A 16,367-nucleotide genomic window follows, 5' to 3' on the forward strand; every position below is an offset into this window, starting at 1 on the left:
TGCTAAGGTCTGTACCCAGTTCAGGGATAGATCATTCCCTTTTGAATAAGCATCACTTTTGGCAATAACTGATCACTTGGGATTCTCGTTACTCATCCAGCTGTCCACATAAAACTCCTCATGATAATCCGGTTGCTGAGCGAGTTCTTTAAGCTTCTGTTCAGCTTCTTCAGCGGTAAGATATTCTCCAATAACTGCTGTAAACTCACCAGTGGGCGTTTTGAGGAAAGAGATGTCCTCATCCGGATAGGATTCTTTAATTATACCCATCGATTCTCCAAAAGGCATTGATTCTGTACGGAGAGAGTATACCTTCCGAGGTGTGACCGGTTTGCCGTCGGAAGTCAGTTTCACTTCCAGGTATCCAGGGTTCTTGAATTCCGTTACGGCATACTGTACCCCTTCTTTTAGTACAACTACGAATCCGACGGAAGAGTCGTCTAAAATCATGGAACCATAAACATCTTTCACTAAAGGCTGGGTCATGAAGTCGGCTTTGACTTTCTCTATATCCATGTAACGTGCACCGCTAAAAGTGAAGAGGATACGATTCGGTGCTTCTTTGTGTACCACATTATAATGGGGTGCATCATTAGTCTGATCTTGCTCGTCGGTGCTAAAATTGATTTTAAGCGTATTTTCGGTTGCTTCCGATCCCACAGTTACTCCATCGGTAATCTTGCCGCCATCGCCGAATTGAAGTACCTGAACAATCGTTCCGACCACAGGTATTTTGGACATGGCGTTTGCTACGGAAGGGATGTTCACTACGAAGAGAAAAGCAGCACATGCCGCTATGACTGAAGCATAACGAATCATTCGAGATGAACTCTTGCGAGCAGCGGCTCTTTTCTGGGCATGATGAATAACATCAGTAAGTTGAGCAGGGATTTCAATATTTTCGTAACGATCTTTTCCTGTCATACGTTCTCAACCTCTCCTTCAATCAAATAAATTTTTAATTTTTTGATAATACGATAGAATTTGGACTTAACTGTATTTTCCGGTATGGAGAGCACTTCAGCCATCTCTCGAAAAGGAAGATTCACAAAGAATTTTAATATAATATAGGCTCTTTCCTCGGGGATAAGCCGGTCCAGTGCATCATATAGATCCATTTTCTCTTCCAGCGACGCCCCTCGCTCTGGAGCCACAAACTCCTGCACATGATCCTCCATATAGGTCACTCGCTGGTTACGTCGAATATGATCTATCGCTGTGTTAATCACAATTCGTGACATCCAGGAATCAAAATAAGTCATGGACTCCATCTTTCCATAAGCGATGAACCCTTTGTAGACCGCTTCGGATACGATATCCAGCGCTTCTTGTTCATTTTTAACATAGCAGTATGCCAGTCGATATAATTTATTTTGAATCTCTGTTATTTTTTCGCTGAACTGTTCTTCTTTTGTCTTTTTATGGTTCAGTCTAATCACTCCTGATCCCCCCTGATCAACCTAAATATTCAAGTCACCGCTCGTTCCAGGCCTGGATTCTATATAAGTGCTTGAGTTCGCTTGACACTCGTTAGACTGATGAGGAGATGAAATAGTTCTAAACGGTCAAAAAAACTTTTTTCTTTCGGCACTGAATAGGATAATGAGCCTCGCCTCCATTCTTAACAACGAATAGTTTGCCTATAACATCACATACCAAAACACCCGCTCTTCTAAGATCGAAGGCGGGTGTAATCGAATTCATCTGCTTATATTAGAAGTTAAAGTTATCTGGATCAGAACCAAAGCGTTTGTTCTCGTTCAGGCCGTTAATCTGCTCTATTTCTTCCGAAGTTAACTCAAAATCATAGAGATCGGCATTCGCGCGAATACGCTCAGGCGTGACGGATTTCGGTATGGTCACGATGCCGTTCTGCAGATCCCAGCGCAAAATCACTTGTGCGGGGGACTTGCTGTATTTGGCGGCGATGTCCTTCAGCAACGGATGATCCATCAGATGACCTTGTCCGAGCGGAGACCAGGCTTCAATCTGAATCTGATGTTTGTTGCAGTACTCACGAAGCTCTGACTGAATTAATAGTGGGTGAAGCTCCACCTGATTAACTGCCGGTTTGATCGTGGCATCGATCATCAAGTCTTCCAGATGGTGAATCTGGAAGTTGCTCACACCGATCGCCCGGATGCGTCCTTCTTTATGGAGTTTCTCCAACGCTCGCCATGTATCTTTGTACTTGCCCTTAACCGGCCAGTGGATGAGATAGAGATCCAGATACTCCAGTTCGAGTCGTTCCATACTGGCTTCAAAGGCAGCTAGCGTGGATTCATATCCCTGATCGCTATTCCATACTTTCGTGGTAATGAACAGATCCTCACGAGCTACTCCAGATTCACGAATACCCTGAGCGACACCTGTTTCGTTGTTATACGCTTTGGCTGTGTCGATGCTGCGATAACCAGCTTGAATGGCTGTTTTGACAGCATGAACGACTTCGTCTCCGTCTTTAACTTTGAATACCCCAAAACCCAGCCATGGCATTTTGACTCCGTTATAGAGCGTGGTTGTGTCCTGCACGTGTTTCATGGTCCGAAATTCCTCCTCTTATTGATTCATTGTTCCACTATGTAATTACCCTGCTGTTCAGCAGCCAATCGATATCGAAGGGCCGTCTTGAATGATTATACTAAACTCTTCCTTGTATTGGAAAAGGGAGCGATCCATTTTACGAAACAAACGCCGCTATTATCTTTTTTCTTCAACCAGAGGTTTGGTTTTGACGCTTGTGGGTGATAAGATGAAGTATACGAAATATGGAAGTCAAGACTTTGCTATGGAGAATTTACATAAGAAACGAAGAAGTGCGGAATCGGGTACAGACCGGGCCGTACGATTAACGATAAAGGAGCAAGAATACAATGGCTAAACCTAAACAAACCAAAAAAGCAGCTGCTTGGTCTCTCGTGGTGATGGGGGCAGGATTTGCTGCATCCTTGCCGTTCCAGGGCGTTCCTGTGGGCAAGTTGCTGGTAGGATCATTTGAAGCGGGACTCGTGGGTGGACTTGCGGACTGGTTCGCCGTTACCGCATTATTCCGTCACCCGCTCGGCATTCCCATTCCACATACGGCATTGCTGCCGAAAAATCGCGATAAAATGACGGAAGGTCTGGTCTCCGCAGTAGAGAATAACTTGCTCAACAAAGACAGCATTACCGAGAAAATTGCAGATTTCAAAGCAGCAGAGACGGTGCTCGATACGTTGACCCGTGAGCTTCACAGTGACGGGATCAAGACGATGATTGATACGCTCTGCAAGCGAATTCTGGCGGGTCTGCCGTTAGAGCAGATTGCTCCGCTTGTAGCACGTGAGATCAAGTCACAAGCGGGCGCCTTTGATCTGGGTCCGATTCTGGAACGGGCTGCCCACCAGATGACAGAGCGGGGTTATGACGCCAAAGCGCTGGACTACGGACTGAAGCAAGCGGAGGAGTGGCTGGTTAAACCCGAGACGATCATGTTTTTGGGTGAAAGCGGCATGAAAGCCATTAGTGGCATTCAGATGAACGGGTTGATGCAGTTTGCGATGAATGCGTTCCTGGGTTATATGAACGAGGAGCGTTTGGGTGGCATTTTACAAGGATACCTCTTCGATCGGGTAGAGGATATGAAACGTGAAGGTAGCGCTCTAAGGTACAAGGTGCTTGACATGGTACGTACCCAGACGGTGCGTTTGGCAATGAGCGAGGCTATGCAAGATGGAATCAACAATTGGAAGAACAATATGCTGGAGGGTTGGAACGCAGAGGAAACGGTGCTGAACAAACTCACCGAACTGAGAGACAAGGCGCTCGCCGCGATGGAAGATGGACAGTATGTAGATACGTATGCACTGCCTGCCATTGAGCGGGTATTGGTTGATCTGCGGGCAGATGACGAGTTGATGACAGGCATGAATGCCAAGATTATAAATGGCGTCACAACACTGCTGGAGAAAAACCATTCCAAAATCGGTAAACTGGTACGCGAAAATGTGGACAAAATGGACAATGCCACTTTGGTTTCGATGATTGAGGATAAGGTTGGACAGGATCTGCAATGGATTCGGATCAACGGAGCCGTTACCGGATTTGTTATCGGGATTGCGCTGACTGCGCTGCAGATGGCATTGGCATAACAGTAAATCATGCAAAAGGAGGGCCGCTCTTTCGAGGAGCAGGCTCTTTTTGTCGTGGATGGGAAAATTATGATGTACTTGATGCAAGAATTAGGAAAGTGGGTAATGTACACCAAAGTGTCCTATTTGAATCATATAGGAAGAAAGTTACATGAAAACGATTCTGTTAGCCGATATGGCTCATGTTGATTTTGTACTATGATGCAGGTAACAGATGAATAGGGTGTACTTCACATATAGTGAATGCCTCTATTCTATCATGAGGGGGGATCCGTATTAAACGTGCAGGGTGGTTGAAGGGTTTGTTCACACTAATGATGGTGTTTACTATATTTTTGGGAGGTTGTCAGAACATGAATGCAAGTGAGAAGGAAGCTCTATACCAAGAAGCTGAAGCAACCGTAATTCAGCACTTCAAGCAGAAGTTTGAACTGGATGTTGTGATTACAAGCAAAGAGTTGTTGCCGGAAATGGCAGTGTCCCAGATTGGGCTGAAAGGGCATGTGAAAGATCATGAAGATCAGAGCTTTGGCATTTCGTACGACTATAAAAAGAAAGTAACCAAGAACCTGGTCATTAGCCCTGAGATTGAGGAAGTGATGATGGCCAAGGGACATAATCCATACGACAAATAAAGGGAGGTGTAGTTATTGAGTAACGGGTCCAATATTGATGATGAAACGTATAAAACGATGTCTGATCTAGCCTACCAGGATCAAAAGGCTGGAGACAAATTAACGGAACTTCCCGGATGGGAGGTCCTTGAGGGGACGGAAAGCAATAAATTTTCCGGTTTTGATGCCGTAACATTTTATAATCCCGAGACCAAGGAAGCTGTCATTGCTTATCGTGGTACAGAAGGAAGTGCGTCCTTGGATCGCTCTGTACCTGACTTTGTCATGGATGGCCGCATTGGGGGCGGAGAATTGATTCGTAAGGGCCAGCAGGAGGCCGGGAATTTTGTCAATAATCTTACGCCGGATTGGCTCGACAAAGGGGTCGAAGGTGTCAAGGACTTCACGGGGATATCCAAAGTGGAGGATTGGGCTGGTGACAGGGTAAGAGACGTGGAGAACTGGACGGGTGATCGCGTAAAGGATATTGAAAAAACCGTTTCCCCTACAGGCTGGGCCAATCAGATGTATCAATCCGAAGACTACGCAAATCACATGCAGAACAAGCATAAGGATCTGAATTTCTCGATGACCGGACATTCCTTGGGCGGGGGAAATGCACAATATGCATCTGCTTATACCGGAATTCCAGCCGTGACGTTTAGTGCACCATCTGTAATGGGTAATCTGACGCCAGAAATGCGGCGCCGGGCAGAAGCGGGTGCATTTGACGGGCAGGTTGTGAACTATGCCAATCCAAGTGATCTGGTAGCCAGCGGAACGCTGGGAGGATATGACCGGCATGTGGGATCGACCTATTACATCAACTCCGATTATGACTCGGCGAATGACGGCGTGAGTATTATCGATAAAGCCAAGAACTCATTTGGCGGGGAAAACTATCACAGTCTGGATCAATATGATTTCAAAAATGGTTACATATCCAATGACCTGTACGATCCGATTACTGGAGAGAGAATCCGCTATTCACCACGCCTTATGGATCACATGGGACCGTTCAGCAAGAACTTAGGTCCGTTACGTTCCAAGTCTGGCGGCGGTGGAGGTATGGCTTCGGCTGCTGCGGCTTCAGGACTGATTCAGGTAACGCCGGAAGAACTGAAAAGTGTCGCTTCGCGGTGGAAGCAAAATGCACAACAATGCAATGCTGAGCTAAACCAGGTACGAAGCCGCATGGCTCAATACCTGCATACAAGTCGCAGTCGCAGGCTGGAGCCGATTGTCACCCAACTGGACGCGTCGATTCAAGAACTTAGCACATGGCATATGAAACATACCAGTCAGTTCCTGAACTTTATTGATGAGAAAGCAGATGCTTTCCGGCAGGCGGACGAGAGTCCGGTTCATTTTAATTAGGAACCACGTTGGTTAATGTCGATATCACGTACATGGGGGAGGGGAATGCAAGTGGGTGGACAATTGCTGGTGGAATTGAATGATCTTCGAATCGCGGAAAAAGAACTGACACAGCTGCTTGCCCGTCTGCAAGCCGATGAACAGGAAGCGAGGGCGTTATACAGTCGCCTGAACGATTGGAAAGGCCAGTCTGCTGATCATACAAGACAGCAGATTGAAGAGTTTTTTGCGGGCCTGTCCAGACGTATTCAATCCATCGAACAGCAGAAGAAAAGCTTGCTGCAATACATTGAGATCATGATCCAGACGGATCAGGAACGCTAAAGAGTGGTAAGGCTGATGCCATATTGCGGATGGCAATCAGCTTGGATAAGAGTGTGACCGTGGAGCGGCATGATTAGAGCCTTAACCACGGATTGTAAAGAACATGGGTAGCCAATCAAGATGATGATAGCTAAAAAAGCCTATGGCATACCGGGTTTGATCCCGGTGCCATAGGCTTCTTTGTTATCTGAATTTTTCTCAGGTTTTCGTAAATCTGTGAGTTAGTTCTTAACGTTTTTTGCGGCGTGTAGCCAACGCGATTCCCAAGAAGGACAGAATCAGAGCCAGAATGGATACGATCAACGTTGCTTGTTGAAGCTTCAGCGTACCCGGGTCTGTATCCGTGTTGTTTGGTTCACCTGTAACGGTGTCATTGAGGGCATCGCCCAGCGTGGTGTCATCGTTTGCTTTGCTATCGTCGGTAGCTGCATTATCCCCAGTGGCGCCTTCTGTACCTGCACTATCGTGTCCATCGTTGGCATGACCTCCACCTGCCGCAGCATTACCAGCAGCAGCCGGATCTTCGCTAATCGTTGTGATACTGTGCGGGTTGGCATCACTTGGTTGGCCTGTCCATTCTACGATGCTGCCATCGCTGTAGTATTGGAATGCATCCCAAGCTACTTCACTTTCCGCCTTAGGGTTCTGTGCAACGAAGTTGAACTGCTGGAATTGTCCTGCCAGAATTCCCTCGTTATCGCCGTCAATCTCCCACGTAATTGATGTTACTTCATTGGAATCGTTCTTCTCTGTAGTGATTTTCCAGCCTGCCAGTGGTTGATATTGCTTGAATGCAACACCTTCCGGAACTTTCATGGTGATTTTGGTCGTAGGCAGTTCTTTCTCGGATGGAATCTTAATCGTGTACGTCTGCCATGCGCTTGTCTGTGCAACGGATGGGCTAACGGTAACGTGAGCGCTCGCGAATCCGGCGAATAACATGAATGCTGCGGTACCTGTTGCGATAGTGGATGTTAGTTTGGAAATCCATGATGTTTTCTTCAAAATAAATAACCCCTCTCAGTTCTTATCATATATGATTCGGCCCATTTTCTTAAATGAGTGTCTACGTTCTGCAAAGCATCGCTTCGGTTACGATTGGTTCTTTCGAATGATTAAAAGCAGGTTACACTTGCTACTTCGATGACAGAATAACCTTCCGATCGCTGTTATCCCCAGATTTTTTGATTCCCTTTTCTTAAAGGGTAAAATCCGGGGATAAAGGCGAACGCTTCGCTTCTTCACGCTATTTCTGTCCTCTCCGTTCTCGTGTAGATCAGAAAACTTTTAGCTTCGCTTCTCCAGAATCAATTTCATTCCCTTCACTTCACTACATTTGCAGTTTGTAGAAACACTAATTTTAGATTGGGTCACTTTTCAATTTAAACGTTGTGTAACTATGGCTTGGCGGTATCAATCTCAAATTCGGCATCTAGTGCATCCAACGTTTTGGTCAGGAGATGTACCTTGATATTCCAGCGTCCAGGCATGGAGATGTAATCTTCAGCCTTGTACACACCGGTGTCATTTTTCGGAATGGTGATCTCATAGATTCCCATATCCATGTCCAGATGTGTGAGTGACAGGGTGATCTGTTCCAGATCGTTAACGATACTTCCATCTGCACGTTTCACATCGACTTCAAATTGGTTCTCTCCCGTTACATTGGGACTCACCTGAAGTGTGATCGCTGAGCCATCTTCGGTAGTTTTGGTCTCCTGATACGGTCCGACCGCAGCCGGTTGTCCTGGAGACAGGTGTGTCAGTACGGCAGCAAGAGCGAGAATCACAGCACCAGTAGCAAGCTCAGCTTTCAGGCTGCCGGATAATCTGCTTCCTGTTGCTGCTCTTGCTAATCTGGCATGACGCCATGCAAAGAGAACCATCACAATCAGCAGGACGATCTTGCTAATCAGGACAAGGCCATAGGCTGTAGTGAACAAGGAAGTCAGCACAGGTGCTGGTAGAATAATCAGACTGCTGTATATCCCAGTAGCAACCAGAGCGGCTACGGCGCCAATTCCCCAGGCGGTAAACCTGCGAATAGCAACCCAGTAGACTTCTCCTCGCACCTTCGATGGCAGCTTATCCGCCAGTGGAGGCAGACATATCGCCATGGCGGTTAGTGCGCCAATCCAGAAAGCGGCACCAATCAGATGTGTGAAATCCATGGCAATCGCGAGCGCACGTTGATCCGCCGCAGCCGGATGTCCCGTCATGGCATGCGTGAACAGCCATCCAAGCACGAGCACAAGTGAGCCGTAAGAAGACCAGATGCGAGCACGGATGGATCGATCGCGATCATATCCGGAGAGAATCGTGACAGCCAGCAGCATTACAATGAGGATCTGTAACATCCAGATCTGGCCAAAGGATGTCAGCTTGAGCGCACTTCCGATCAGTCCCCAGCTTAGTTCGTTCAGAGCCACACCAGATTCATACAATGTATTCAGTGGCAGGCTGACCAAGGCGGCAAAGGAAGCAGCAGCATAGCTGATCCATAACAATCTGTAGCTACCCGGAACGTCCATAGGTTCTCTTGTCATGGATGTCGGTGCAATTCGCAGCAGCAAGAATGCAAGTGTCCCCAGAATGACAGACAATCCGAGATACTGAATCCAGTCTGTCAGGGAAACGATCCATTTCAGCGGTCCACCTGTTGAACCGGAACCGGATGTAAGATCACTCAGTCCGGCAGGAGAACCGGATGGTTCACCGATGTGGAAAACATATGTCCCTTGGATGGGGTGCCCATCGGCAGATACAGCTTTCCAGTTAACGGCATAAGTCCCGTTCCCGAGTCCAGCCTGAAGGCCAGTCTCCAGAATATGAGGGCGATCCACATCAATCTGTACATTTCCATCGTCTGCCTGATTGCCGTCAGGGCCGGTAATTTTGATATCATAAAAGGCCGTCTGCAAGGATTCGTTAAACTCCAGCGTCAGCTGCTCCGGAGCAGCTACGAGGATCTCATTTTCTCCTGGCGAAGCCTTAACAATATAAGCATGGGCAGATGCCCACTGTGGCATAACAAGGCAACATAAGAGCAACAGGCAGGTGACCAATGCCCAGTGCCGTTTGCCCCATTTCAGGGTAAAGCGTGTGAAAATCAAAAAATCATCACCCTCAGGTTATAGATTTGTAGTCATTCATGGTCCTCTAAGCACAATCTAACCCATTATAACTTTGTCCAAAATGACTGCGTATGACTACATTGGGCTATAAAAAAACGATTTGGTCTACATAAATGTGACAAAAGCATGAATGTGTATGTTGCAGAACAACATCTCGTCTCATGTTACAAATCTCATATAGGTATGTGTTACGTTCGTGCTACCATTCACATATCACTACGAAACTGCGCTATTTGCGAAGTTTACGTCCCGCAAGCCCGCTCTCTAGCGCATAGCGGGTGAGCTGTACCCGGTTTTCAAGCTGGAGCTTCTGCAAAATGTTTTTGAGATGATTCTTCACCGTCTGGTCTGAAATACCGAGTTGATCGGCAATCTCCCGATTGGTATATCCCGCGGATACCCATTGCAGAATCTCAAGCTCCCGTGCCGTTAGCGGGTTATCTTGCATATCTTCACTGCGTGGTGCGGGAAACTCCTGCAAAATCCGGTAGGCCAGTTCCTTACTGAGCGGTGCGTCGTCACTGACGATGGCGCGCAGGTATTCAAGCCAGGTGGAAGGCGTTAGATTTTTGAGCAAATAGCCTTGAGCACCTTGTTTCAGTGCTTCGAACAGAAACGTTACATCATCCGATACCGTGACCATAACAACAATAACATAAGGGAATCGCAGCTTGATCTGACGGGTGGCTTCCAGCCCATCCATGCCCGGCATCTGCACGTCCATCAGGATCAGGTCGGGCATCCATTGCCCGGTGAGCTCCAGCGCTTCCTGTCCATTCGAAGCTGTACCAATCACTTCAAACAGGCTGTCCTCGGATAAAATGCTACAGATCGCTTCACGCGCATGCGCATGATCATCAACAACCAATACACGTACATGTTCCATATTAAGTATGCTCCTTTCCTATCGTCATTCGGGTATGCCCTGATCTTGAATCGAGGGTAAAAGACCACCCCATCTCGGCAGCACGCTCTTTCGTAATTCGCAGTCCGTACCGATCCTTCAGATGAAGAGGATCTCCAGGTAGTCCATTCCCATTATCCTGAATATAAATGAACCAGGCAATTGGGTTACCTTCCGCGTGAACCTGAACGCGGGTAGCCTGCGCATGTTTGCGTACATTCAGTAAACCCTCCCGGATACAAGCGAGCAGTTCCACTTGTTCCTTGGCAGAGAACGTTACACCCTTGAGGTCCCAATGAATCTGTGCACCAGGTACCGTTTCCTTGACGAGCACTTCAACCTGCGCATGCAGTGAAATAATTTCTGATGTTACCGTAGAGGAAGGAACAAAACGCAACTGGGCGATAGCTTGCCTTACATATGTATTGACTTCATGCACGGTTTTTTGAATCTCCTGGATCTCATGCTCATGTCCGCTGCCTGCCAGACTACGGCCTGCTTTATCAGTCTTCACTGAGAGCAGGAAAAGAGACTGAGATATGCCGTCGTGAAGTTCCCGTGCCAATTGGTCACGAGCTTCCAGAGCTGCTTTCGCTGCACGTTCCTGCTCCAGAGCAGCCCTGGCACCTTCGAGCATGTGGAACAATCGGCTGAGCAGTGTCACGCTGACGAGATAAACAATGACGGGTGTTAACCAGTTCCCGGCGTCCATCGAAAGGTATGGCATCAGAAACTGATGGCGAATATATTCCCAGATGCCAACCGTGAAAGTGGGGATCAGCAGAATCATCCATTTAATTTGTTTATAGGACATGAATGCAGAACTCCTTTGATCTAGGATTAGCTTAATTAGGTACTTTATTTATATAGGGATGGGACCATTATAACGCAAGCTTGTCCAAGACCCTAGTCTGTGTCTTTGGAGAAAGCTGGGGAGGATCAGGGAGTATTTAAAAGGATATCTAAGAATGACAAGGGGTGAAATGTTGTCACGCTAGGTGAGGGTTGGTGTGACCAGCTGAGGAAGGCTGAGTCCGTTTTCCCTATCGGAGAAGGTCCTCTATACTTATATAGAACGTGAATTCATTACAAAACATGTTAAGGAGTGAAGCAACAACATGAGTCAAGAAGTATTGGAACGTCGCAGTGAATTGCTCAAAAAGAACATTCACCAGATGCTTGTTCAAGACAATCAGCACGGTATCAGTCGCCAAGACAACATGTTTTTGCAGCAGATGATTAAAGAGCTGCATCAGACCTCACATGAACTGAATACCAAATCTTAATGTAGAATCTGCACGAGAATGAAGTTGTCTGGTGTACGATTCATTCCATGAAAATGAAAATGGCGCTATCTCCGATCAGACCGGGGATAGCGCTTTGACTTGTTTAGGGGCTTATAGAAGAAGCTCCGTTCATCTTACTGCAACTGTTGCTGAGCGGTTCTTTTCTCAATATATTGAATGAACAACTCGGCAAGCTCCGGATCGAACTGTGAACCCGAACATGCGCGTAGCTCCCGAATCGCTTCTTCCACGTTCTTGGTTTCCTGATATGGCCGCTCTGTCGTCATGGCATCAAAGGAGTCAATCACGGTCAGCATCCGGCAGAGCCGGGGAATCTCGTTACCCTTCAGGCCGTAAGGATAGCCTTTGCCATCATAGCGTTCGTGGTGAAGTTCAATATACGGAATCAGATCGGCGAAGCGATCGTTGGTGATCACCATTTTTTTGCCCCAAGTGACATGTCCTTTGATCGTTTCCCATTCTTCTGCAGTGAGCTTGTCCTTTTTGTTCAGAATGGACCAAGGAATCTCCAGTTTGCCGATGTCATGAATCAGTGCTCCCAGCACGAAACGACGTTTTTCCGCATTGTCCAGTGCAAGCAATTCACTGATATCCAGGGCATATTTGTAGACCCGTTTGGAATGTTTAAAAGTATCCATATCCTTGTATCTGAACAGATTGAGCTGCTGCTCAATGTCACGAACGTCCTGTACCAGATCAATCTCGTGTTCCATGCCATCATTGCTACCGTGGCGGTGCACGTTATTCTTGCCCTGTTTCTTCGCATAATACAGTGCTTTATCCGCCTGATCCACGAGCTGGGATTTGTTATACATATCCACCTGATAGGGCGCGACGCCAGCAGAGAAGGAGAGACAACCGTGTGGAAACACTTCAACACCTTCAAACGGCGTGTCGTTCAGTTGTTTACGAAGCTTGTTCATGAACCTGTAGGATTCGTCCAGTTCCATGCCTGGCATGAGCAAAGTAAACTCTTCCCCTCCATAACGAAAGGCGGTAACAGGTGTGCCTTCCGTCTTGCGCATCAGAAAATCTCCCAGCAGGGCCAGCAGACTGTCGCCTTGTAGATGGCCAAACCGATCGTTATACTTTTTGAAATCATCAATATCAATAAGCCCCAGACAGAGCGGTGTTCCTTGCGTACGAGCGGTAGTCAGTTCATTTTCCAGCATACTTTCAAAATAACTATGGTTGAACAGACCTGTGCGTTGATCCGTGTTAGCTTTCTCCTCGATGGTCTGATACATGACAAACAATTGCTTGAATGCATGGGAGAGCAGAATACTGAGACTCAGATACAACAACAGACCGAGCACGCCATTGTGTACAACCAGAATCGTCAGGACAAGCGCCAGAATCAGCGTACATAAATAAACCAGCAGGGATTCGGTAACGAATGCCCGCTTCATCTGCTGTAATGCATCCTTTGTTGAGAAATGAAAGAATAAGCCAAGTGTAATCGTGTTGATGATGAAGTAGGCTGCGAGTGCTGCAAAATAAGGAATCAGGTTATAACCGTCCAGAGTTCCCGATTGCCCGCCAGTCCACTCAAACACGGCAGCTGCTCCCGTAATCATGAGACTGTAGATGCTGAAATTGACAATATGTTTCCACCAGGTAAGCTTGCGCTCTTTGATTAACAGGATGATGGAGACAGGAAGCAGCACAGATAAACTGAAAGCTCCGCCAAACATAAATATACAGGCAAGGTATACCGATGAATCCATGGATTGCTGATTGCCTTTGGGTGGAATCTGGAACGTGAAATAATCCAGAATTAACGCCGCACCCAGCATGGTGTAGACCATAACCCAATCCGCCGTGGTTAGATGAAGATAAGACCACTTGTTCATGTACAGAAAAACACCGATCCCGGTAAAACTAAGCAAAATAACATACAGACTGCTTCGATCTGCCTTATGGATAAGGTTACGAATAAAGTTCATAAAAAATCTCCTGCTTGGGTTTAGTCTACTCTTGATGTGTATATAATTGGTGTTTTGTATATGGATATACTATATAGATGTATAACATACCAAGTTGCCTGCCAAAAATCCAGAAAGAAAAAACAGGCCGCTGGCAGCCTGTTTGTCTTGTTTGGCGGTATGGATACTAGCCGCCCAGCTTGTATCCCGAAGTTAACGCTACAACGACAGAAGCCACGATGATTGCGTTGATGACAATGCGGGAATATTTCATACCTTCAAATTTTTTCATGGAGAAGACCTCCCTTCCTTGGAGTCTACCTGTTTCTTCAAGCCTGATGAGTTTTAGCAGGTTGTACAGCCTTTTTGTCCCGATTCACCATCATGTATTGGATAAAAAGGAATATGCCAACGTTCATGACCACATCACCGATACTGATCACCTGAGTCCGTGGATAAGGGCTGGAGAGTGGGATGATATCACCGAGAAAAGGCAGATTTGTAGATGCATCCATCATAAAATGCTTCGATACGGCGCCGCCTTCCCTGAGCATGTCTACATAATAGGGACCCAGTACAGCGGAGGCTTCCACAGAAACAGGCATGCGCCCACCATTTACAGCCATAACGGCAAAATTGAGAAATACCCCAATCCAGATGAGCATGAACCCGGTATGGTGTCTGTTGAGCCACAGGAAAGCGAGCCCTGTAATGTAAACGGCAGCAAAGAGATATCCATTAATGGATGCCACCCATTCGAATCGTTCCTGGAGATAGAAAATAAAGAACTGGATTAGTAACAATACAGGGAAAATCCAGCCGCTTCGCAGTTTGAGTGTTGCAAACTGGTTGAGCCCATGCCGCAACCCGCCCCGAAAAAATCCAACGATTAAGCCTAGTAGAATACCGTCATATACCATGGAGTAACTCCTGTTCGTGCGGAGATATGCAATATGATTGCGTGTTTGTGTACATATAGGATTCGACCTTATATTGGTAATTCCTGCATGAGGAAAATGATTTTGTAGAAGAAATTTGCAAAATGCTGAACAAAAAACCGCCTTTACGAATCTAGGGGTCGAAACCCCTGTAAAATTCGGTAAAGGACGGCTGCTTATGGTGCCAAAATACGAGCTTTAATTCGGTTGGAGACGGAATTTATTTTATTCGGATCCACCGTTCAGATAGTTGAAGAAAGGCTGGTCCACCCAGAAGTCATACGTTGTAATGTCCGCATCAGGTGCCAACTTCAGGAAACCTTCACGAATGGATTTGGCATTCTCTTTCAGAGAGAAGGACTGAGCATAGTAATTGCCAAGCGCGATCTTATTATTGGAAATGACAGGATAGTTCGCCAATGCAGTTGGTGAATAATACAGCGGTTGCCACCAGGAACTGAGAATCAATGGAGATGTACTGTCACTGTTCTTTTTGGCATATTTCAGCACAATGTCGTTGAAGCGGACTTTGTCTGCCACATTGTTGAACTCGAACTGAATATCATATTCCTTCGCAGAAGCAATATAGTTGCCGTTCTCGATCTGTGTCACTTTATAATCAGGTGTTTCCTTCGGCTCGCCCCATTCCTTCAAATAAATGAAGGCAGATGTCTTCGGCTGGAATTGTACATCAGCATCAATACCTTCGCTACGCAACAAACCAACCAACTGTACAGCATGTTGAATATTATCGTGGCCATAGGTAAGTGTCAGTTCATCGATAAAGTTGGAATCAAAGCGGCTATCCTTCAGATTATAACCTGTTACGAGATCATCTCGCAGGGCCTGATCCACAATCTTTCTCAGCTCAGGTGACTCGATCAGATCCGCTGTGCGATATGCAGCGTATAGTTTGGAATAGATGTCCGCATCGCCGGAACGCCCAATCTCATGTTTGTATTTCCCTTGACTGACCAGTACGCGTCCAAGCAAAGTATTAGCGAAATCTTTACTTGCTACGCCACCTTTAAGGAGAGCGGGGTATAGGCTTTCGGGAATCAGGCCTGTATCGATCGCCGCAGCCAGTTCCTGTGCGGCTTGTCCCTGAACACGGTTCGGGCTAATGCCAACTTTGGCAAGCGCTTTGGCTGTTTTCTCTGCAGGATATGTATAAGCCAGTTCCTTGAATCCGGCTGCTTTCACCGCGATGAAGACCGCTGCATAAGTGCTCAGATGATCCTTGGCACGTACTTCTGTACCGGTAAGAACCCCATTATTGTATAAGGATACGGCAGCATCATATGAAGAATCACCAGAAGACAGATCGGTAAAGACTGGAGCTTTGGCTTCAATGTCACTTGCTTGAGTTGCTTCCGTGATGGCTGCAATGGCTTGAATGAAATCACCTTTGGTAATCTGTTGCGGCAATTGAATGTTGTATTTCGCTTGCAAGAATTGAGCAAAATCCGCTGCGCTTTCCGTATAAGCGCCTGGCGCCTGAGCTACCGGTCCTTTGACACTTTGTGATGTGGTTGGTTTAGCCGGAGTTGCAGATGCTGCAGAAGCGGAAGCGGGCAAGCTTAGGCTGCCGAGTGTTACCGGAGCGGCGAGTAGAGCCGCCAGTGTGATCTGGGTGATTTTTTTCAAATGAATAGCCTCCTTAAAATGGGTTGGAAAATAATTAGCTTTGGGTTATAATTCTGACAATTCCTAT

Annotated in this window: 15 protein-coding genes; 5 read left to right on the top strand and 10 right to left on the bottom strand. The window is 46.7% G+C overall.

All coding sequences use genetic code 11. The features are described 5' to 3' along the window. Positions 1 to 72 precede the first annotated feature (72 nt). From AC4E8D_RS02215 to AC4E8D_RS02225, 3 genes are all read right to left on the bottom strand, one after another. Positions 73 to 924, bottom strand: coding sequence for a hypothetical protein (locus AC4E8D_RS02215; protein WP_490205806.1), 852 nt, complete (start codon positions 922 to 924; stop codon positions 73 to 75). Then, the gene (locus AC4E8D_RS02220) at positions 921 to 1,439 is read right to left on the bottom strand and encodes a sigma-70 family RNA polymerase sigma factor (protein WP_405131248.1); all 519 of its coding nucleotides are present in this window, start codon (positions 1,437 to 1,439) and stop codon (positions 921 to 923) included. Before AC4E8D_RS02220 ends, AC4E8D_RS02215 begins: the two co-directional genes overlap by 4 nt. 274 nt (positions 1,440 to 1,713) lie before the next feature. Next, entirely contained in the window at positions 1,714 to 2,541 is an 828-nt protein-coding gene (locus AC4E8D_RS02225) for an aldo/keto reductase (protein WP_221823867.1), read from the bottom strand. 332 nt (positions 2,542 to 2,873) lie between these two features. Between AC4E8D_RS02225 and AC4E8D_RS02230 the strand changes: the two genes are divergently transcribed. The 4 genes from AC4E8D_RS02230 (at position 2,874) to AC4E8D_RS02245 (ending at position 6,445) form a co-directional block, all read left to right on the top strand. Continuing rightward, the gene (locus AC4E8D_RS02230) at positions 2,874 to 4,130 is read left to right on the top strand and encodes a DUF445 domain-containing protein (RefSeq protein ID WP_490205807.1); all 1,257 of its coding nucleotides are present in this window, start codon (positions 2,874 to 2,876) and stop codon (positions 4,128 to 4,130) included. Between the two features lie 353 nt (positions 4,131 to 4,483). Further along, the gene (locus AC4E8D_RS02235; RefSeq protein ID WP_100527832.1) at positions 4,484 to 4,765 is read left to right on the top strand and encodes a hypothetical protein; all 282 of its coding nucleotides are present in this window, start codon (positions 4,484 to 4,486) and stop codon (positions 4,763 to 4,765) included. Between the two features lie 15 nt (positions 4,766 to 4,780). Beyond that, entirely contained in the window at positions 4,781 to 6,121 is a 1,341-nt protein-coding gene (locus AC4E8D_RS02240; RefSeq protein WP_237177561.1) for a Tle-like phospholipase domain-containing protein, read from the top strand. 45 nt (positions 6,122 to 6,166) lie between these two features. After that, entirely contained in the window at positions 6,167 to 6,445 is a 279-nt protein-coding gene (locus AC4E8D_RS02245) for a hypothetical protein (RefSeq protein WP_237177562.1), read from the top strand. Between the two features lie 228 nt (positions 6,446 to 6,673). Here the strand turns inward: AC4E8D_RS02245 and AC4E8D_RS02250 are convergent, their stop codons facing one another. From AC4E8D_RS02250 to AC4E8D_RS02265, 4 genes are all read right to left on the bottom strand, one after another. Next, positions 6,674 to 7,450, bottom strand: coding sequence for a YcnI family copper-binding membrane protein (locus AC4E8D_RS02250; RefSeq protein WP_260632942.1), 777 nt, complete (start codon positions 7,448 to 7,450; stop codon positions 6,674 to 6,676). A gap of 392 nt (positions 7,451 to 7,842) precedes the next feature. After that, positions 7,843 to 9,558 carry a copper resistance CopC/CopD family protein gene (locus tag AC4E8D_RS02255; protein WP_221823872.1) on the bottom strand — a complete coding sequence of 572 codons (1,716 nt, stop codon included), beginning with the start codon at positions 9,556 to 9,558 and terminating at the stop codon, positions 7,843 to 7,845. Positions 9,559 to 9,808: 250 nt separating this feature from the next. Further along, entirely contained in the window at positions 9,809 to 10,465 is a 657-nt protein-coding gene (locus AC4E8D_RS02260) for a response regulator (RefSeq protein ID WP_211084473.1), read from the bottom strand. A gap of 1 nt (position 10,466) precedes the next feature. Further along, complete coding sequence (locus tag AC4E8D_RS02265) at positions 10,467 to 11,297, bottom strand: sensor histidine kinase (RefSeq protein ID WP_221823874.1); 831 nt, start codon at positions 11,295 to 11,297, stop codon at positions 10,467 to 10,469. Positions 11,298 to 11,601: 304 nt separating this feature from the next. Between AC4E8D_RS02265 and AC4E8D_RS02270 the strand changes: the two genes are divergently transcribed. Then, positions 11,602 to 11,769, top strand: coding sequence for a hypothetical protein (locus AC4E8D_RS02270; protein ID WP_017691019.1), 168 nt, complete (start codon positions 11,602 to 11,604; stop codon positions 11,767 to 11,769). Between the two features lie 134 nt (positions 11,770 to 11,903). Here the strand turns inward: AC4E8D_RS02270 and AC4E8D_RS02275 are convergent, their stop codons facing one another. From AC4E8D_RS02275 to AC4E8D_RS02285, 3 genes are all read right to left on the bottom strand, one after another. After that, on the bottom strand, positions 11,904 to 13,736 hold the full coding sequence (locus tag AC4E8D_RS02275; RefSeq protein WP_221823876.1) for a bifunctional diguanylate cyclase/phosphohydrolase: 1,833 nt from the start codon (positions 13,734 to 13,736) through the stop codon (positions 11,904 to 11,906). 308 nt (positions 13,737 to 14,044) lie between these two features. Continuing rightward, positions 14,045 to 14,635 carry a DUF5317 domain-containing protein gene (locus AC4E8D_RS02280; RefSeq protein WP_221823878.1) on the bottom strand — a complete coding sequence of 197 codons (591 nt, stop codon included), beginning with the start codon at positions 14,633 to 14,635 and terminating at the stop codon, positions 14,045 to 14,047. A gap of 243 nt (positions 14,636 to 14,878) precedes the next feature. Continuing rightward, entirely contained in the window at positions 14,879 to 16,300 is a 1,422-nt protein-coding gene (locus tag AC4E8D_RS02285) for a hypothetical protein (RefSeq protein WP_221823880.1), read from the bottom strand. Between the last annotated feature and the right edge of the window lie 67 nt (positions 16,301 to 16,367).

This window comes from Paenibacillus sp. SRL342 (assembly GCF_984798905.1).